This is a genomic window from Clostridium sp. AM22-11AC, assembly GCF_003473545.1.
Lineage (GTDB): Bacteria > Bacillota > Clostridia > Lachnospirales > Lachnospiraceae > Enterocloster.
The window spans coordinates 50,735-68,785 of record NZ_QUCM01000009.1; the positions used below are offsets into that span (position 1 = coordinate 50,735).

Below are 18,051 nucleotides of genomic sequence, written 5' to 3' on the forward strand. Positions count from 1 at the left end.
ACTAGGAAATTCCGTTGGAACTCCCTGGTACACAAAAAGGCACGACCTGCCCACGATGCGCACTCGCGCGATGAGGAAGTTTGTCGCAAGCGACCGCGCTCGGCGCGAGAATGTGCCAAGGCACATTCTTATTTACATATGGATTTACAAAAATAAATGAATGTTCTATACTTTATAAAAGGGTAGTACGCAAGGAGGAAGGTTAAAGATTATGACAGAATTTCTGCCGGGTATTTATAAGGTTCTTCAGAAAACAGATCGTGGCAATACCACGGAGATCAATATATTTATTATTCCTGGAAAAAAAGGGGAAAGAAGCCTGATGATCGATGCCGGGTTTCAGGATGAAAACTGTCTGGCACAGATGGAGGGAGTATTAAAAGAGCTGGATATTTCCTATGAAGATCTGGATGTATTTTTAACCCATAAACATCATGACCATTTAGGACTGGCAAGTGTGTATGCAGACCGTGGTGCTACCATTTATATGAACCCGTTAGAGGAACGCCACCATTATGACTGCCTGTTTTACAGCACCAAGAAAACGGATCCCCAAGAACAGGATAAAGTCCTTCACAGTGTAGGAGTTACAGAAGAGGGTACACCGGAAGTCTGGGATATGTTTGAACGGGTGAGAAAAGTAGTGGAAAATCACAATGGCTGGACCTTTGAGGTGCAGGATTTCCCTTATAAGCCCATAGCACCGGGAGCTGTACTGCATTACGGTGACTACACATTTGAAACAATAGATCTGAAAGGACATACCTTTGGACAGCTGGGACTTTTCGACAAAGAGCATAAGATATTTTTCTGTGCAGACCAGGTGATCGATGGGATCGTTCCTATTGTTGCAACAACGTATCCGGATGAACATCTTTTAAGGGATTATTTTGTTTCTTTGGAGCGTTTCCACCACGAATTTAAGGACTGTCTGCTCCTTCCGGCACATGGAAAGGAAATTTCTGATGCAAAAAAAGTCATAGACCGTATTGTATTTTCCTATCTTGACAAGGTAGAGATCATGCATAATATCCTGGAACATTCCAGAAAAGCAAGGACGATCCGGGAGATCGCAACCATTGTCTACGGAATGCCTCATCCTCCGAAAGATACAGCAGAATTTATTAAATTAAAGATGATCATGAGCAAGTGTTTCTCCTGCCTGGAATATTTAAGGGATGAAGATTTTGCGGTCCGTGAGGAAAAAGACGGGACCTTTTACTGGCGGCCATAATTTCTTTCAAATACAATGTCAGTGAAAAAGTACTTGCAATTCCATAAAAAAAGAGTATAGTTACTTAAAATAGCTATCAAAACAACATAAGAAAGCAGAGTAGGTTTATGTGCGTTAAGTGCCGGCTGAACAGGGAGTTGTCAGTCAGACGAAAGGAATTTTGAAAGAAAAGGTTCCTGCGGTACATAAGCCGCATCCCGCTGCATCAGAGAAAATCTTGATTATCTCCGATTGTAGTATGAGGTATCTGCAAAGGAGGTAATTTTTTTATGGAAAGATTAGCAACTTTGTTTACCGGTTCCTTCAGACAGTTAAAACAGGTAAAAACGGTTACGGTATGTGCCATGCTTGGGGCTGTTGCCATTGTTCTCGGTTCATTAAGCATCGAGCTTGGAAGTACCCTGCGTATCGGTTTTTCCGGTATTCCCAATGAGATCGTCCACATGCTGTTCGGTCCTGTAGTGGGAAGCGTTTTTGCAGGCACTATGGATATTTTAAAATATCTGATCAAGCCTACGGGAGCATTTTTTCCAGGCTTTACGCTCATAGCCATGCTTGCAGGCCTGATCTACGGCAGCTTTTACTATAAGAAGGAATTAAATTTCTGGAGAGTGCTTGCAGCCCATATTACAGTGGCTCTGATCTGCAATGTGCTCCTTAATACCTGGTGTCTGTCCATTCTTTACGGAAAGGCATTTGCAGTGCTCCTTCCTGCAAGACTGGTAAAGAATGCGATCATGTGTCCTATCGATGCTTTTATTTTTTATCATATTGCCAAAGTTTTAGATGTAACAGGTGTATTTAAGATGATCAGAAAAGAATAAGATCTTAACTGAAAATAACTTTTGCGAAAAGACCTGAGGTTTGAATACTTCCGGTCTTTTTTTCATACATTGAAATAACGTACATTGGGGCAGTAAGGAGAGCCGGCTATGGACTTTCATATAAGCCAGTTTCTTTCACCGGGGAGAAAAGAATTTGTAAAAGGGACGCTGCTTCTTACAGGGGCCGGGCTTTTCTGCCGTGTTTTAGGCTTTTTTTACCGGATCTACATGTCACGTACCATAGGGGCAGAAGGTCTGGGACTTTACAATATGATCCACCCGCTGTTCAGTATTGCCTTTGCGGTTTGCGCCGGTTCCATCCAGACGGCTCTGTCCCAGTACATTGCCGCCAGCCAGGAAAAAGGACCGGCTGTTTTTAAATGCGGTCTGTTCCTGTCTCTAAGTCTTTCTGTGATCCCTCTTTTGCTGTTGTGGAAAGGAAAAATGTTTCTGGCTGGGAATATCCTTTCGGAACCCCAGGCAGCCCGTTATCTTCCGGTACTGGCAGTTTCCGTACCATTTGCCTGTCTCCATGCCTGCATCAACGGCTATTATTATGGAATGAACAAGGCTCATATTCCGTCTTTTTCACAGATCGCAGAGCAGGTGATCCGTATGGGTGCAGTGTGGCTGTTGGTGGGGTATCTGGAAAAAAATGGAAAATCAGTTACAGTAGGTCTGGCAGTAGAAGGCCATCTGATCGGAGAAATGGCATCGGCAGCTTTTACATTTCTGGCGCTGTTTCTGGTGCCGCCGCAGAGGAAAGAGAGACAAAATGAAACACTGATAGGGGAAACAGGCAGGCAGAGGCGGGAGCAGAAGCGTGTTGAGAAAGAAAATGTCCTTGGGGGTAACGCGGTATTTGCAAATCTGGGTCCGATCTTAATTTTGGCACTTCCTCTTATGGGCAACCGTCTGGTGTTAAATCTTCTTGGAAGTGCGGAAGCTATCCTGATCCCCAGCCGCCTGATCGATTATGGTCTGACCAACAAAGAAGCATTATCCATATATGGAGTACTTACTAGCATGGCGCTTCCCTTTATACTGTTTCCTTCGGCTCTTACGAACTCCATGGCAGTACTTTTACTTCCATCGGCTGCCAAGGCACAGGCGGAAAAAGACGAAAGCCGCATTTCTACCATGGTCACACTGTCTTTCCGGTACAGCTGTTACATGGGTATCCTGTGCATCGGTCTTTTTACCCGGTTTGGCAAAAGCCTTGGCACGATCATTTTCCATAATGAGCTGTCCGGCTCTTTTATTATGGTACTTTGCTGGCTCTGTCCGTTTATGTATCTGGCAACTACTATGGGAAGCATCCAAAATGGCCTTGGAAAAACGGGTATTACCTTCCTGCAAAATATGTTTGCCATGGGGATCCGTCTGGTATTTGTGCTGTTTGCAGTGCCGCTGTTTGGTATCCGGGGATATTTATGGGGCTTTCTGGTCAGCGAACTGCTTTTAGCCTTTTTATGCTGTTTTTCTGTCCGCCGTCAGGTGGAATTTCACTGCAATATGGCAGACTGCGTTTTAAAGCCGGGGCTGGTGCTTTTGATCAGTCTGGGGCTTGAACTGGCCTTGTGTACAGCTATTCCTGTAACAGGCAGTTTTCTGGAAATAGTATTCCATATGGGTATAATAACCGTCTGTTATGGGGCATTTTTAGGGGTGATCCTCAGATAAAGGGGAGATAAACCAACTAACTTTGTATGAAATTAAAACAATCGGGTATTCACATTGAGTTTCATGGAATACTATGTTATAGTAAAGGGTAGCGATAAGGCAATTTTTTATAGAAGAAAGGCGGAAATATTATTATGGAAAAGCTGATTTATCTTGATAATGCAGCCACTACCAAAACAAGGCCGGAGGTTGTGGAAGCAATGCTTCCTTATTTTACAGAATATTATGGAAATCCATCTTCTGTATATACATTTTCATCAGAAAGCAAAAAAGCAGTTACCAATGCAAGAGAGATTATTGCAAAGTCTTTAGGCGCAAAGACAAACGAGATCTACTTTACAGCAGGCGGAAGTGAGTCTGACAACTGGGCATTAGTTGCTACAGCAGAGGCTTACAGCGCAAAGGGCAAGCACATCATCACCAGCAAGATCGAGCATCATGCCATCCTTCATACCTGCCAGTATCTGGAGAGCAGAGGTTATGAGGTAACTTATCTGGATGTAGATGAAAACGGTGTTGTTAAATTAGACGAATTAAAGAAAGCCATCCGTCCGGATACTATTCTTATTTCTATTATGTTCGCAAACAATGAGATCGGAACCATTGAGCCAATTAAGGAGATCGGTGAGATCGCAAAAGAACACGGCATTTTATTCCACACAGACGCTGTACAGGCTTATGCCCATGTGCCGATCAATGTAGATGAGTGCCACATTGATATGTTAAGCTCCAGCGGCCACAAGTTAAACGGACCAAAGGGAATTGGTTTCCTGTATATCCGTACCGGTGTAAAGATCCGTTCCTTTATCCATGGCGGAGCTCAGGAGCGTAAGCGCCGTGCAGGTACTGAAAATGTTCCTGGCATTGTAGGTTACGGAAAAGCAGCTGAGATCGCTATGGCAAACATGGATGAGCGTATTGCAAAAGAGACTCAGTTAAGAGATTATCTGATCAAACGTGTAACAGAAGAGGTTCCATTTACCAGAGTTAACGGTTCCAGAACCAATCGTCTGCCAAACAACGTAAACTTTGCATTCCAGTTTATCGAAGGCGAGTCTTTACTGATCAAGTTAGACATGGCAGGTATCTGCGGTTCCAGCGGTTCTGCATGTACTTCCGGATCCTTAGACCCATCTCATGTACTGTTAGCCATCGGTCTGCCTCATGAGATCGCACATGGTTCCCTGCGTCTGACCTTAAGCGAAGAGAACACAATGGAAGAAATGGATTATGTAGTGGAGCAGATCAAGGAAATCGTTTCTTACTTAAGAGGTATGTCTCCTTTATACGAAGATTATATGAGACGCACAAAAGAAAAATAAGTATAGGTAAATAACCAACCATCAGGAGGAATTTTTTCATGTATTCAGAAAAAGTAATGGACCATTTTCAGCATCCAAGAAATGTGGGAGAAATAGAAGACGCCAGCGGCGTAGGAACTGTAGGAAACCCAAAATGTGGTGACATCATGCGTATCTACTTAGATATCGATGACAACCAGATCATCCGTGACGTAAAGTTTAAGACTTTCGGCTGCGGCGCTGCAGTTGCAACCAGCAGTATGGCTACTGAATTAGTAAAAGGAAAGACTGTTCAGGAAGCAATGGAAGTTACCAACAAGGCAGTTATGGAAGCATTAGACGGACTTCCACCAGTAAAGGTACACTGCTCCCTGTTAGCAGAAGAAGCCATCCACGCAGCTTTATGGGACTATGCTCAGAAAAACGGTATTAAGATCGAAGGATTAGAGCAGCCTAAGGAGAACATCGGCGAAGAGGAAGAAGAGGAAGAGTATTGAGTAGAAAAGTAGTAGTAGGCATGTCAGGAGGAGTTGACTCCTCCGTGGCAGCCTGGCTGTTAAAAGAACAGGGTTACGACGTCATCGGCGTGACCATGCAGATATGGCAGGATGAGGATACCCTGGTTCAGGAAGCAGAGGGGGGCTGCTGCGGCTTAAGCGCTGTAGATGATGCCCGCCGTGTTGCTATGGACTTGGGTATCCCTTATTATGTCATGAATTTTAAAAATGAGTTCCGCACCCAGGTCATGGATTATTTTGCTGCGGAATATATGGCAGGACGTACCCCAAATCCATGTATCGCCTGCAACCGTTATGTAAAATGGGAGTCTCTGCTTCGCCGCAGTCTTTCCATTGGAGCAGATTACATTGCTACCGGACATTATGCGAGGATCGAACAGCTTCCAAACGGCAGATATGCCATTAAAAAGTCAGTAACTGCAGCAAAGGACCAGACTTATGCCCTTTATAACCTGACCCAGGAGCAGCTTTCACATACCTTAATGCCAGTAGGAAACTATCACAAAGACGAGATCCGCGATATGGCGCAAAAACTGGGACTTCCGGTAGCTTCCAAGCCGGACAGCCAGGAAATCTGCTTTATCCCGGACCATGACTATGCATCCTTTATTGAAGAATACACAGGAAAGACCATGGAACCAGGCAATTTCGTAGATTTAGATGGAAATGTGCTGGGACGCCATAAAGGTATCTCCCATTACACCGTAGGCCAGCGAAAAGGTTTAAACCTTGCTATGGGATATCCGGTCTTTGTAGTAGCTATCCGTCCGGAGACAAATGAAGTTGTACTGGGAAATGGCCAGGATGTATTTACAGATGTAGTCCGCTGCAACAAGTTAAACTGGATGGCATTAGAAGGTGTTGGAGAGGAAGAGATTTCTGTCAATGCCAAGATCCGCTACAGTCACAAAGGCGCACCATGTAAGATCCGCCGGATCGGAGAAGACATGGTAGAATGCCGCTTTGAAGAGCCGGTACGTGCTGCAACACCTGGACAGGCAGTTGTATTCTACCAGGATGATTATGTAGCAGGCGGAGGCACGATCTTATGAGAAAAAGAAGAGAAAAAGTCAGTGTAAAGGCAGCTGCCATTATCCTTGGAGCAGCGCTTTTGACAGCAGGCTGTTCCGGGTATCAGTCCAGCGAAGAACTGAGGAAAAATGCGGAAAACGTTCAAGCTGAAATTGTGCCTGGTGAGGAAAACGAAACTGAAAATGGTTCTGACGAAGCAATCGGCGAAAAAGCAGAAAAAGAAAACACGGAAGCATCTGTTAAACAGGGCAGCAATCCCACCGCAGAGATCATCCAAAGCGAAACAGAACGCACCACAGCCCCGGCGCCGGAGTTTAAAACGGTTTCCGATACCGTTTATGTAAAGACCAACGGCGGAAGTGTCCGTGTCCGTTCTTCCTGCGACACTTCAACCAGTGATAACATTGTAGCAAATATTGGAAATGCAACAGAACTTACCCGTACAGGTACCAGCGAAAAATGGGACAGAGTGGAATATGAAGGAAAGACAGTCTATATTTCTTCTGACTTTGTGACCACAGAAGTTCCAAAGGAGCCGGAGACAAGCGCAGCTTCTTCTAATGCAGCTGCAGATGGACAGGTGACATTAAATTCTTCCTGGAAATACGCGGATTTTGCCAAAATAAAATCCGGGGCAGCAGTCCTTTACCGCAGTACAGCTTCTGAAAAGAAGAATAAGGTGATCGCAGTGAATGCGGGTCACGGAACAAAAGGTGGAACTTCTGTAAAGACCCAGTGTCATCCGGATGGAACAGCCAAAGTTACAGGGGGTACTACAGGTGCAGGTGCTACTTCTGCAGTAGCTGTTTCCACAGGAATGACATTTTCTGACGGAACAGCAGAGAGCAAGGTAACACTGGCTATGGCAAAAGTACTGAAAGACAAGCTTTTGTCAGCGGGCTATGATGTACTGATGATCCGTGACGGGGAAGATGTGCAGTTAGACAACATTGCAAGAAGTGTGATTGCCAATAACGCAGCAGACTGTCATATTGCTCTTCACTGGGACTCTACAACCAGCAACAAAGGTGCATTTTACATGAGCGTTCCAGATGTGGCTTCCTATAAGAACATGGAACCGGTCAAGTCCCACTGGCAGCAGCACAACGCACTGGGAGCAAGCCTGGTAGAAGGCCTTAAGAGCGCAGGTGTGAAGATCTTTTCCGGCGGTTCTATGGCAATGGATCTGACACAGACTTCTTATTCTACCGTACCTTCTGTTGATATTGAGCTGGGAGACAAGGCGTCTGATCATTCACAGAGCACCTTAAACCAGTTAGGAGATGGCCTGGTAGCAGGTGTAAAAGCTTATTTCGGACAGTAGTATGTAACTTCCCGCATCCTGTGCGGGAATGGTGTAGTTGCTTTGCATGGGGAATGTAAAGTTAACGCTATATAGCAGAAAGGAGTTACGTTATGAGAAAGGTAAAACGTTTTGCAGCAATCGTCCTTACAGTAGCACTTTTAAGTCCTACGACTGCCTATGCAGGCAATGTGGAAGATGCCAAAGCTCTTTATGAGCAGGTAACAGAAAAGCAGAAATCCGTTACGGATATGAATGCTTATTATGATTATCAGATCCATCTTTCCGGCAGTGCCTTAGAAGGCGTGGAAGATCTCAGCAATATGCGTCTGGAAATGAATGTGCGGATGAACCATTTAACAGACATGGGAAATCTGCAGTACAGCAGTTACAGCCGTGCCACAGTACCTGGACAGGAACCGATGATCAGTACCATGTATTATAAAGATGGTACCTGCTACATGGAAACTGCCGGAACGAAGATCAAATATCCTATGGATCTGACACAGATGGCGGAACAGATCAGCAGTCAGACAATGATGCTGGCTTCAGGACAGGCGCAGGAAGATCTGATGACAGATTTCCGCCTGTGGACAGAGGGAGAAGACCAGGTAATTGGTTTTGTGATCCAGGGAAGCAAGATGACCGATTATATGGATCAGTTATTCGGCAGTCTGGGAATGGGAAGTGCCCTGCTTTCTGAAAGCGGCATCACCATGAAATTTTCAGATATCCCATGTGAATATGTAGTAGATCCAAACGGTGACTGCATTAAAATGCGTATGAAGATGAACATGGAAATGGGAGTAGAAGGAAAGAATATTGCCATTGACATGGACGGGGATGTAGGAATTGCAGATCCAGGCAGTCCTGTAGAGATCAATTTCCCGAATTTAAGTGAATATAAGGATATGTCAGAGGCTTTTGCAAGATAAACAGGCCTGGTGATTGCGTCCTTTCGGGGAATGTGGTACAATCATATCCAATGAAGCAGATGTTTTTCTGAAAATTGCAGGAAAACATTAAAGTAGCAAAGGAGATTAAAACTGGAATGAGTGAGACACCGAATACAATTACGGCCATTAAGAAGGAACTTCTTATGCGCCTTGGACATGATGCAGATATTTTCGCCCTGATCTCTCTGTGTACAAGAGAGCCATACGTAGTATGTGATGAGGAGACCTTTGATGATGAGGTATTCTTATTCCTGGACGAAGAAGAAGCAAAAAAAGAAGCTGCAAAACTGGCAGAGGAGAAAGTACCTGTTACAGTTGCCAAGATCAATGGAAAAGATATGCTGGTATTCTTTACCGGTCTGTATACACTGGGTGTAAATGCCCTGGTGGTAACTGACAAGGGAGAGAAGGCTTCCATGCAGATAAGCGACATTGTAAAGCGCAAATCCCCGGAAGATATGCCACAGGGAACTGTATGGGTAGAAAATCCGGCCTTACATCTGACAGCTGCTTATCTGGCACAGGAAATGCGCCGTCCGGCTGCATCTGCAGATAAGGAAAGAATGGCTGAATTAAACGAAGAGCTGACTGCTGACTTTAAGAAGGGAACCTTTATTTTTGCCTTGCAGAAAGAAGAAAAGGGTATTCCGTTAGTAAAGTTAAAAGACGGACAGCTGTATCAGCCTGCATTTACTGATATTTTAGAGTTCCAGAAATTTAACCGTGAGAACAAGATGCGCCCGGTTGTAGTAGAAGCTGCCAAAGTACCAACTGTACTGGCAAATGAAGCACAGGGCATTATCTTAAATGTAATGGGTGTAAACCTGCCTTTAACTGTTTCCAGACCAAAGGTACAGGCTGCAGAACCTAAGCGTACCATTCCGGTTCCGGTAGAAGAGATCAACAAAGCACTTGAAAAATAAATTCAGGTTTTTGTTTCATTGATGAATGTTCAGCCAAAAAGGGACTGCCGTATATTCTTGTATGCGGCAGTCCTTTATGACTATAGGAGTTTTACTGTTTCAGGAGGTGTTTTATGGGCGGACAGGAGCCGGTTAAAACAGAAAAATATTTCAGCACAGGTCTGCTGGCCCACGTAGATGCAGGAAAGACCACACTTTCAGAGGCACTTTTATATCTTACCGGTGCCATACGGAAAATGGGAAGAGTGGACGACCGGGATGCATTTCTTGATACCTATGAATTAGAGAGAGAACGCGGTATTACCATTTTTTCAAAACAGGCCATATTTGACCTTGGGGATACCCATGTAACCCTGCTTGATACACCGGGACATGTAGATTTTTCCGCGGAAATGGAGCGTACCATTCAGGTTCTGGATGCAGCGATCCTGGTAGTAAGCGGTGCAGACGGAGTACAGGGACATACAAGAACGGTATGGAGATTGTTAAAACGTCATCACATTCCTGTATTTTTATTTGTAAACAAAATGGATCAGTCCGGCTGTGATGCGGCTGCTCTTATGAAGGACCTGAAAGCAGGTTTAGATGAAAACTGTGTGGATTTTGGCGGCTGGTCCGGTGAAAAAGGAGAATGGGATCCTGAAAAAGAGGATACAGATACCTTTTATCAGGAGCTGGCAGTCTGTGATGAGGCAGTGATGGAAGCCTATTTTGAAAATGGTTCCATAGGATCAGATGAGATCGGCCGTTTAGTCCGTGAACGAAAGGTATTTCCCTGCTATTTTGGTTCTGCCTTAAAATTAAAGGGTGTGGAAGAACTGTTAGCAGGCTTTCAGCGCTATGGGATGGCAAAAGGGGAAAGGAAAACGGAAAAAGACAGTCCTTTTGGAGCAAAAGTATTTAAGATATCCAGAGACAGTCAGGGCAACCGCCTGACCCATTTAAAAGTCACCTCCGGTGTGCTGAAGGTGAAAGATGCCTGGGGGGAAGAAGAAAAGGTCAACCAGATCCGTATTTATTCCGGGGCCAAATTTGAAAGTGTAAAAGAGGCTCCTGCAGGCTGTATCTGTGCAGTGACCGGCCCTATCCATACCCATCCGGGACAGGGAATTGGCAGTGAACCGGCATCAGAACTGCCTATGCTGGAACCGGTTCTTACCTACCGCATCCTGCTGCCGTTTGACAGTGATGTACATAAATGTCTGCAGCAGTTTAAGCAGTTAGAAGAGGAAGAACCGGAACTTCATGTTCTCTGGAACGAAGAACTGGGAGAGATCCAGGTACAGCTTATGGGAGATGTACAGATCGAGATCTTAAAGCATATGCTGGAAGAGCGGTACGGTCTGTTGGTAGGCTTTGATACAGGAAATATTGTATACAAAGAGACCATTTTAAATACAGTAGAGGGCGTAGGGCATTTTGAGCCGCTGCGTCATTATGCAGAGGTGCATCTGCTGTTGGAACCGGGAGAGGCCGGAAGCGGGCTGCAGTTTGATACGGTGTGCAGTGAGGATGTATTGGAACGGAACTGGCAGAGGCTGATTCTGACTCATCTGGAAGAGAAGATCCACAGAGGTGTGCTTACAGGAGCGGAGATCACAGATATGAAGGTGACTTTGCTGACAGGGCGTGCCCATATGAAGCATACAGAGGGCGGAGATTTCCGTCAGGCTACTTACCGGGCGCTGCGCCAGGGACTGATGCAGGCGGAAAGCCAGCTGCTGGAACCGTATTATGGATTTACACTGGAACTTCCCTCTGAAAATCTGGGACGGGCCATGGCGGATATGGACCGGATGTTTGGAACCTTTGAGCCGCCTGTGACTACGGAGGACGGTGTTCTGTTAACAGGAAAGGCGCCTGTTGCCTGTCTGCGTGATTACCAGAGAGAGGTGATCGCCTATACAAAGGGCAGAGGTCACTTAAGTCTCTGGTTTAAGGATTATGAACCATGTCACAATGCAGAAGAGGTGATCGAGGCAGCCGGTTATGATCCGGAGGCAGATCTGGAAAATACAGCCGACTCCGTTTTCTGCTCCCACGGAGCCGGATATCTGGTGCCATGGTACCAGGTGAAGGAATATATGCATGTGGAAAGTCCGCTGGAGAAGCTGGGGCGGCGAGCAAATGGGGAGAATGATACTGAAGGGGGCATGCAGGGAGATATGGGCCGGTTTGCTGGTGATGCAGGTATTGGTTCAGTTGCGAATGGCTCTTCCTCTGGTGTTGGAGGCGGCAGACCTGTGTCTGGCAGTGCTGTTTCAACGTCTGGTTCGTCCACATCTGCATCAGCAGCTGGAAAACGACAGGGAGGTTCCGGTCCTGGCACCTCCTGGAGTGATGACAAAGAACTGGAAGAGATTTTCAACCGCCGTTTCGGTGCAGGAAAATGGCGCAGCAGACCGGATACACAGAGTAGTCCCACTGCCCCGAGGACCAGAAATTATTCTGCAAACATACCCTTAAAGGCGAATGAAACAAAGAAGCCGGAAGAGGAAGAATATCTCCTGGTAGACGGCTACAACATTATTTTTGCCTGGGAAGAGCTGCGGGAACTTTCCAAAGTAACCATTGACGGAGCCAGACAGAAACTGATGGATATTTTATGCAATTATCAGGGATATAAAAAATGTACCCTGATCCTGGTATTTGACGCCTATAAAGTGACAGGAAATACCGGCGAAGCCATCGATTACCACAATATCCATGTAGTGTATACAAAAGAAGCGGAAACTGCCGACCAGTACATTGAAAAACTGGCCCATAAGATCGGACGCCAGTACAATGTAACCGTAGCTACTTCTGACGGACTGGAGCAGCTGATCATCTATGGACAGGGCTGTCATCTGATGTCAGCCAGAGACTTAAAAGAAGAGGTTGCCTGGGCTAATGAGCAGATCCGGGAAGAAAAGGCAAAACTGGAAAAATCTGGGAAAAATTATCTGTTCCATGGTGCAGATGAAGAACTGGCGGCATATTTAGAAGACGTCCGTCTTGGCAGGAGAGAATAGAAATGCTTTACACATATCCACATTATTATAGAAAGTTTCAGTGTATTGCCTCAGAATGTGAGGATACCTGCTGCGCAGGCTGGGAGATCATGATCGATGACAAGGCGCTGGAAAAATATAAAAAGGCAAAAGGTCCTGTTGGAAACAGGCTGAAAAATTCCATTAACTGGAAAGAAGGCTCTTTTTTGCAGTATCATCACCGCTGTGCCTTTTTAAATGATGAAAATTTATGCGACCTGTATACAGAAATGGGACCGGACAGCTTATGCCGCACCTGCCGCATGTATCCCCGCCATGTAGAGGAATTTGAAGGCAGCAGGGAGTATTCTCTCTGTCTTTCCTGTATGGAGGCAGCGAAGATCATTCTTGGCTGTGAGGAAAAGGTGCAGTTCCTTACAAAAGAAGATGAAAAAGAGGAAACTTATGAGGATTTCGACTTTTTCTTATATACCAAGCTGATGGATGCCAGGGACCTGATCTTTAAGATCTTACAGGACAGAAGCCTGGATATGCGGCTTCGCATGGCAGAGGTTCTGGCATTAGCCCATGATCTGCAAAGAAGAGTGCGGGACAATGTGCTTTACCAGACAGATGCTTTATTTGAAAAATATAATAGTTCCAGAAGAGATGGTTATTTCAAAGAAAAACTGGCGGGAATTACAGGATACAGCCGTTATGAAGTAATAAAAGCGATCATGGATCTTTTAGAAAAAATGGAACCGCTAAATCACCAGTGGCCGGAGTACAGAGATGAATTAAAAGTCTGTCTTTTAGGTGATGGGGAAGCAGCTTACGAAGAGATGAGAAAAGCCTTTTTCCAAAGCCCGGAAGCAGAAAAAATGAACCTCTGGACAGAACAGCTGATGGTGTACTTTGTATACACCTACTTCTGCGGTGGCGTATACAATGAAAATCCCTATGGAAAAATGAAAGCCGCCATCGTATCCACCATTATGATCCAGGATATGATGATGGTCCACTGGAAAAAACATGGTACACTGACTTTAAAAGAGGCAGCAGATGTAGCCCACCGTTATTCCCGTGAGATCGAGCATTCCGATGAGAATAAGGGACTGTTGGAAGAGACGTTGACCCGCGAAGAAGAGTTTCGTTTGAGGGCACTGCTTGCGGCTTTATGAAAATAGGTATATAATGAGTGAAGGGAAAAACAAGCGGCTGCGAAGCAGACATTTGTTTTTCACGAACCATTAACGAATGAGTCGTCTGCGTCAGCAGACAGTAGAGCGCGACAGCGCGGGACTCATGAGTGAACAAGAGTGAAGGGAAAAACAAGCGGCTGCGAAGCAGACATTTGTTGCTAAGCATATCGAGGAGGCGCCTGTGACGCGTCCGCTGATTTTTCACGAGCCATTAACGAATGAACCGTCTGCGTCAGCAGATAGTAGAGCGCGATAGTGCGTGTTCATGAGTGAACAAATGAGATAGAAAATTAAAGGAGAAGATACAAATGAGTGAATGTTCCCATAACTGTGGTACCTGCGGCGAAAACTGCAGCAGCCGTACCCAGGATAAAAAAAGCTTTCTGGAAGCGCTGGCACCGGAAAGTTCTGTAAAAAAAGTAATTGGTGTTGTCAGCGGTAAAGGTGGTGTAGGTAAATCACTTGTTACCTCCATGATGGCAGTAAGCATGAGCCGCAAGGGCAAACATGCAGCAATTTTAGATGCGGATATTACCGGTCCGTCTATTCCTATGGCATTTGGCGTTGCCCATGAAAAAGCAGGTGTTTCCGAAGACGGAAAACTGATGATCCCTGCAAGATCCTTAGAGGGTGTAGATATCATGTCTGCCAACCTTCTGTTAGACCATGATACCGATCCTGTCATCTGGAGAGGTCCTGTGATCGCAGGCGCTGTAAAGCAGTTTTGGACTGAGACACTGTGGAAAGATGTAGATTACATGTTCGTAGATATGCCTCCGGGCACTGGCGATGTTCCGTTGACTGTATTCCAGTCACTTCCTGTAGATGGTATCATTATCGTTACCTCTCCTCAGGAACTGGTAGGAATGATCGTAGCCAAGGCAGTAAATATGGCAAAGAAGATGAATGTGCCGATACTTGGTATTGTAGAAAATATGAGCTATCTGGAATGTCCTGACTGCGGAAAGCACATTAATGTATTTGGTGAGAGCCATACAGAGCAGGTTGCAGAAGAATACGGCTTAAAGCTGTTAGCCCAGATCCCGATCGATCCAAAGATCGCCCAGATGGTAGATGGCGGTCAGGTAGAATATATTGAGATGCCATGGTTTGAGGAAGCTGTAAAGGCAGTGGAGAACCTGTAAACACAGGCGGAAAGTGGTGACACGATGAATATCAATCTTAATCCTAACAGTGAGCTGAACCAGTCCATTGTCAATGTGCCGGATGTGGTCCAGGTCCCGGATGTATGGATCAATGAAGCAAGACAGTTTAGGATGGCAATGATGATGTATGCCTGTGCCATCCGTGAAGTAAAGACAAAATTAGAAGTACTCAATGATGAATTATCCATTAAAAACCAGAGAAACCCCATTGAAATGATCAAATCCCGTGTAAAGAAGCCTATGAGTATCTTAGAGAAGCTTCAGCGCCGGGGGCTGCCGGTATCGGTGGAGTCTATGGTGAAAAATCTGGATGATGTGGCAGGTATCCGCATTATCTGTTCTTTTGTAGATGATATTTACGAAGTAGCGGAAATGCTGGTGCGCCAGGATGATGTAACTGTTATTGCGATTAAGGATTATATTAAAAATCCAAAGCCAAACGGCTACCGCAGTTACCATATGATCATTGAGATCCCGGTATTCTTCTCAGACAGTAAGAAGCCCATCCGCGTAGAGGTACAGATCCGTACCATCGCTATGGACTTCTGGGCAAGTCTGGATCATCAGTTAAAGTATAAAAAATCCTTTGTGGACTTAAATGGTGAGATCAGCGGTGAATTAAAACAGTGCGCTGATGTGATCGCCCAGACGGACAACAAGATGTTAGAGATCCGAAAGAGGATCGAAGCCCAGGGTGTGACTGTATCAAGGGATTAATACTCATAAAAAGACAGGGTTTGCGTAATGCAAAACCCTGTCTTTTTATACAGGGCCATGGCCGGGAGATTTTCTGAGGAAACCTGAAGCTTTATGGTCTTAAAGCCTTTTTTTGCCAGCTGGGGAAGGAGGACAGATAAAAAGGCAGTGCCTAAATGTTTATTTCTAAGTTCCGGGAGAACTTCAAGGCTGTATAAATAGACAGAGTTTCCCTGGGGTTCAAGAAAACAGGTGACTTCCGGTGCGGTCAGATTTTCTGCAGTATTCTGTGTTAGAAGGCTGCGGCTGCCAACAGCCTGCCAGGCTGTGCTGCTAGTATTTTCCAAAATCCGGCAGTAAAGCATATCTGCTGTTTTTTCATTTGCCATTGTTTCAAATCCCGTTAATTCCCGCTCCATCATATATTCATCCCAGGCATGCTCTGCCCCAATATGTTCCAGGACATTTTTCCACAGTTTATTTTCAGTACCACAGGAAAAATACACAGAGCCTTCTCCTGGAATTTGGTCTTCTTCACAGGCAGCAGCCAGGATAGAAGAAAAAATTCCCTTTTTACGAAGATCCGGGTGCACAAAAGGCACACATTCAAAGCTGTCATCTCCTGTTTGGTATACAGCCATACAGCCGGACAGGTACGTTTTAGAGACCGGGCATGATTTAGAAATCAGGTCCGGATCAGAAGCTGCAAACCACCAGCCGTCAGCATCCAGTATATCTGTAAGCGCTGGCGTGATACCCCAGGATCCGGTATTATCTGTAGAGGCTGCCATGGATGCACACAAAAGCTGTTCTATATATAATTGGTCTGATGAATTTAAGTTATCTTTAAAGAAAATGTCCATGAAATAAGCTCCCAATATAGTTTTTATAATGTTTTTATTGTAATCCAATGGTTTTCAGGGCGCAACCACTGTTAAATGCCCGGATTGTATTTTTTGTGTATTTCCGGCATTATCTCTTGAATATGAAAAAACGCAGTGGTAGAATAATCCAGAAAAATTTAACGGACGCAAAAGAAAAAATATTGTCATCCGCTAAAACATCAGGAGGAAAACAAAGATGAAATACGTAAGACAGATCGGTATTATCCTGGGTATTACTCTGGCTGGAGAATTTTTAAACCAGATCCTGCCCCTTCCTGTTCCGGCAGGTGTATACGGTCTTTTTCTTATGCTGGCAGCCCTTATGTCAGGTGTTGTGAAAATGGAAAGCGTAGAAGGAACCGGCAATTTTCTTATGGATACCATGTCCATGATGTTTGTACCGGCAACTGTAGGCATTCTGGAGTGTGCAAATGAGCTGAAAGCCGTTCTTATTCCATTTCTGATCATTATCGCAGTTTCTACTGTTGTAGTAATGATCGTTACCGGAAAAGTGGCACAGTTTATGATGGAATCAGCAGAGAAGAAAAAGGAGAAATGATCAAATGAGTACATTAAGAGAGATCCTGGGAAATTCCCAGTACTGGGGACTTACCTTAAGTATAGCAGCTTATCTGTTTGCCTGCTGGCTGAAACAGAAGACAAAGCTTGCCTTTTTAAATCCGATCCTGGTATCTGTTATCGTGATCATTGCATTTTTACTGGGAGTAGGAATTGATTATGATACATATAATAAAGGAGCATCTTATTTAAGCTGGCTCCTTACACCGGCAACTGTATGTCTGGCGATCCCGCTGTATAAGCAGCTTCACCTGTTAAAGAAGCATGGTGCAGCCGTTGCAGTAAGCATTACTTCCGGCGTTGCCACCAGTGCAGTGAGTATTTTCCTCATGTGCCGTGTTCTGGGACTGTCCCACACCCATTATGTAACACTGCTTCCAAAGTCCATTACAACTGCTATTGGAATGGGTGTCAGTGAAGAAGCAGGCGGTATTGTAACACTGACTGTTATCAGTATTATCATCACCGGTGTTTTAGGAAATATGGTTGGCGAGACTGTACTTAAACTTGCAAAGATCGACCACCCGGTAGCAAAGGGACTGGCATTTGGTACCAGCGCCCATGCAGTAGGTACAGCAAAAGCACTGGAATTAGGAGAAGTAGAAGGTGCCATGAGCAGCCTTTCTATTGCAGTGGCAGGTCTGCTCACTGTGATCGCAGTGCCGATCGCGTCTAAGTTTATATAAGCGCAGAGAAATCTTCAAATGCGTCACTGGCGCATTCTTGATATGCATGGCAAAACAAGCGGCTGCGTTAGCGCGGAAATCTAAGTCTATATAAA

The 18,051-nt window shown here is 45.1% G+C and carries 16 protein-coding genes and 1 riboswitch; of the genes, 15 read left to right on the top strand and 1 reads right to left on the bottom strand.

The window, feature by feature from the left end; genetic code table 11:
* Positions 1 to 211 precede the first annotated feature (211 nt).
* From DW251_RS10170 to DW251_RS10230, 13 genes are all read left to right on the top strand, one after another.
* Positions 212 to 1,234: an MBL fold metallo-hydrolase gene (locus DW251_RS10170; protein ID WP_118300967.1), complete on the top strand. Its 1,023-nt coding sequence runs from the start codon at positions 212 to 214 to the stop codon at positions 1,232 to 1,234.
* Between the two features lie 93 nt (positions 1,235 to 1,327).
* Positions 1,328 to 1,439, top strand: a riboswitch (THF riboswitch).
* 64 nt (positions 1,440 to 1,503) lie between these two features.
* Positions 1,504 to 2,058, top strand: coding sequence for a folate family ECF transporter S component (locus DW251_RS10175; protein ID WP_021869142.1), 555 nt, complete (start codon positions 1,504 to 1,506; stop codon positions 2,056 to 2,058).
* A gap of 108 nt (positions 2,059 to 2,166) precedes the next feature.
* On the top strand, positions 2,167 to 3,741 hold the full coding sequence (locus DW251_RS10180) for a polysaccharide biosynthesis C-terminal domain-containing protein (RefSeq protein ID WP_118300969.1): 1,575 nt from the start codon (positions 2,167 to 2,169) through the stop codon (positions 3,739 to 3,741).
* A 134-nt stretch (positions 3,742 to 3,875) separates the two neighbouring features.
* Complete coding sequence (gene nifS, locus DW251_RS10185; RefSeq protein ID WP_021869144.1) at positions 3,876 to 5,063, top strand: cysteine desulfurase NifS; 1,188 nt, start codon at positions 3,876 to 3,878, stop codon at positions 5,061 to 5,063.
* 38 nt (positions 5,064 to 5,101) lie between these two features.
* Positions 5,102 to 5,539 carry a Fe-S cluster assembly scaffold protein NifU gene (gene nifU / locus DW251_RS10190; RefSeq protein ID WP_021869145.1) on the top strand — a complete coding sequence of 146 codons (438 nt, stop codon included), beginning with the start codon at positions 5,102 to 5,104 and terminating at the stop codon, positions 5,537 to 5,539.
* Complete coding sequence (gene mnmA / locus DW251_RS10195; protein ID WP_021869146.1) at positions 5,536 to 6,612, top strand: tRNA 2-thiouridine(34) synthase MnmA; 1,077 nt, start codon at positions 5,536 to 5,538, stop codon at positions 6,610 to 6,612. The genes nifU and mnmA overlap by 4 nt, the downstream gene beginning before the upstream one ends.
* Positions 6,609 to 7,916, top strand: coding sequence for an N-acetylmuramoyl-L-alanine amidase (locus DW251_RS10200; RefSeq protein ID WP_118300971.1), 1,308 nt, complete (start codon positions 6,609 to 6,611; stop codon positions 7,914 to 7,916). The genes mnmA and DW251_RS10200 overlap by 4 nt, the downstream gene beginning before the upstream one ends.
* A gap of 92 nt (positions 7,917 to 8,008) precedes the next feature.
* Entirely contained in the window at positions 8,009 to 8,830 is an 822-nt protein-coding gene (locus DW251_RS10205; RefSeq protein ID WP_118300973.1) for a DUF6612 family protein, read from the top strand.
* Between the two features lie 116 nt (positions 8,831 to 8,946).
* Positions 8,947 to 9,774: an SseB family protein gene (locus DW251_RS10210; RefSeq protein ID WP_021869149.1), complete on the top strand. Its 828-nt coding sequence runs from the start codon at positions 8,947 to 8,949 to the stop codon at positions 9,772 to 9,774.
* Positions 9,775 to 9,887: 113 nt separating this feature from the next.
* Positions 9,888 to 12,785: a TetM/TetW/TetO/TetS family tetracycline resistance ribosomal protection protein gene (locus DW251_RS10215; protein ID WP_118300975.1), complete on the top strand. Its 2,898-nt coding sequence runs from the start codon at positions 9,888 to 9,890 to the stop codon at positions 12,783 to 12,785.
* Between the two features lie 2 nt (positions 12,786 to 12,787).
* Positions 12,788 to 13,924 (top strand): flagellin lysine-N-methylase, encoded by a 1,137-nt coding sequence (gene fliB, locus DW251_RS10220; protein ID WP_118300977.1) that lies wholly within the window; start codon positions 12,788 to 12,790, stop codon positions 13,922 to 13,924.
* Between the two features lie 329 nt (positions 13,925 to 14,253).
* A complete protein-coding gene (locus DW251_RS10225; protein ID WP_021869152.1) occupies positions 14,254 to 15,090 on the top strand; it encodes an Mrp/NBP35 family ATP-binding protein in 837 nt (278 codons plus the stop codon).
* A gap of 24 nt (positions 15,091 to 15,114) precedes the next feature.
* Entirely contained in the window at positions 15,115 to 15,828 is a 714-nt protein-coding gene (locus DW251_RS10230) for a GTP pyrophosphokinase family protein (RefSeq protein ID WP_021869153.1), read from the top strand.
* On the opposite strand, the gene DW251_RS10235 is transcribed toward DW251_RS10230, so the two are convergent.
* Entirely contained in the window at positions 15,825 to 16,670 is an 846-nt protein-coding gene (locus tag DW251_RS10235) for a GNAT family N-acetyltransferase (protein ID WP_021869154.1), read from the bottom strand. The genes DW251_RS10230 and DW251_RS10235 overlap by 4 nt on opposite strands.
* Before the next feature lie 217 nt (positions 16,671 to 16,887).
* On the opposite strand from DW251_RS10235, the gene DW251_RS10240 reads away from it, so the two are divergent.
* Together DW251_RS10240 and DW251_RS10245 are read left to right on the top strand one after the other, a co-directional pair.
* On the top strand, positions 16,888 to 17,250 hold the full coding sequence (locus DW251_RS10240; protein ID WP_118300979.1) for a CidA/LrgA family protein: 363 nt from the start codon (positions 16,888 to 16,890) through the stop codon (positions 17,248 to 17,250).
* Positions 17,251 to 17,254: 4 nt separating this feature from the next.
* Complete coding sequence (locus tag DW251_RS10245) at positions 17,255 to 17,956, top strand: LrgB family protein (RefSeq protein ID WP_021869156.1); 702 nt, start codon at positions 17,255 to 17,257, stop codon at positions 17,954 to 17,956.
* Positions 17,957 to 18,051 lie beyond the last annotated feature (95 nt).

Excerpts from the sequence above, each read along its gene's own strand:
- DW251_RS10170 (WP_118300967.1), top strand. The coding sequence starts at position 212 with ATGACAGAATTTCTGCCGGGTATTTATAAGGTTCTTCAGAAAACAGAT.
- DW251_RS10175 (WP_021869142.1), top strand. The coding sequence starts at position 1,504 with ATGGAAAGATTAGCAACTTTGTTTACCGGTTCCTTCAGACAGTTAAAA.
- DW251_RS10180 (WP_118300969.1), top strand. The coding sequence starts at position 2,167 with ATGGACTTTCATATAAGCCAGTTTCTTTCACCGGGGAGAAAAGAATTT.
- nifS (WP_021869144.1), top strand. The coding sequence starts at position 3,876 with ATGGAAAAGCTGATTTATCTTGATAATGCAGCCACTACCAAAACAAGG.
- nifU (WP_021869145.1), top strand. The coding sequence starts at position 5,102 with ATGTATTCAGAAAAAGTAATGGACCATTTTCAGCATCCAAGAAATGTG.
- DW251_RS10200 (WP_118300971.1), top strand. The coding sequence starts at position 6,609 with ATGAGAAAAAGAAGAGAAAAAGTCAGTGTAAAGGCAGCTGCCATTATC.
- DW251_RS10205 (WP_118300973.1), top strand. The coding sequence starts at position 8,009 with ATGAGAAAGGTAAAACGTTTTGCAGCAATCGTCCTTACAGTAGCACTT.
- DW251_RS10210 (WP_021869149.1), top strand. The coding sequence starts at position 8,947 with ATGAGTGAGACACCGAATACAATTACGGCCATTAAGAAGGAACTTCTT.
- DW251_RS10215 (WP_118300975.1), top strand. The coding sequence starts at position 9,888 with ATGGGCGGACAGGAGCCGGTTAAAACAGAAAAATATTTCAGCACAGGT.
- fliB (WP_118300977.1), top strand. The coding sequence starts at position 12,788 with ATGCTTTACACATATCCACATTATTATAGAAAGTTTCAGTGTATTGCC.
- DW251_RS10225 (WP_021869152.1), top strand. The coding sequence starts at position 14,254 with ATGAGTGAATGTTCCCATAACTGTGGTACCTGCGGCGAAAACTGCAGC.
- DW251_RS10230 (WP_021869153.1), top strand. The coding sequence starts at position 15,115 with ATGAATATCAATCTTAATCCTAACAGTGAGCTGAACCAGTCCATTGTC.
- DW251_RS10235 (WP_021869154.1), bottom strand. The coding sequence starts at position 16,670 with ATGGACATTTTCTTTAAAGATAACTTAAATTCATCAGACCAATTATAT.
- DW251_RS10240 (WP_118300979.1), top strand. The coding sequence starts at position 16,888 with ATGAAATACGTAAGACAGATCGGTATTATCCTGGGTATTACTCTGGCT.
- DW251_RS10245 (WP_021869156.1), top strand. The coding sequence starts at position 17,255 with ATGAGTACATTAAGAGAGATCCTGGGAAATTCCCAGTACTGGGGACTT.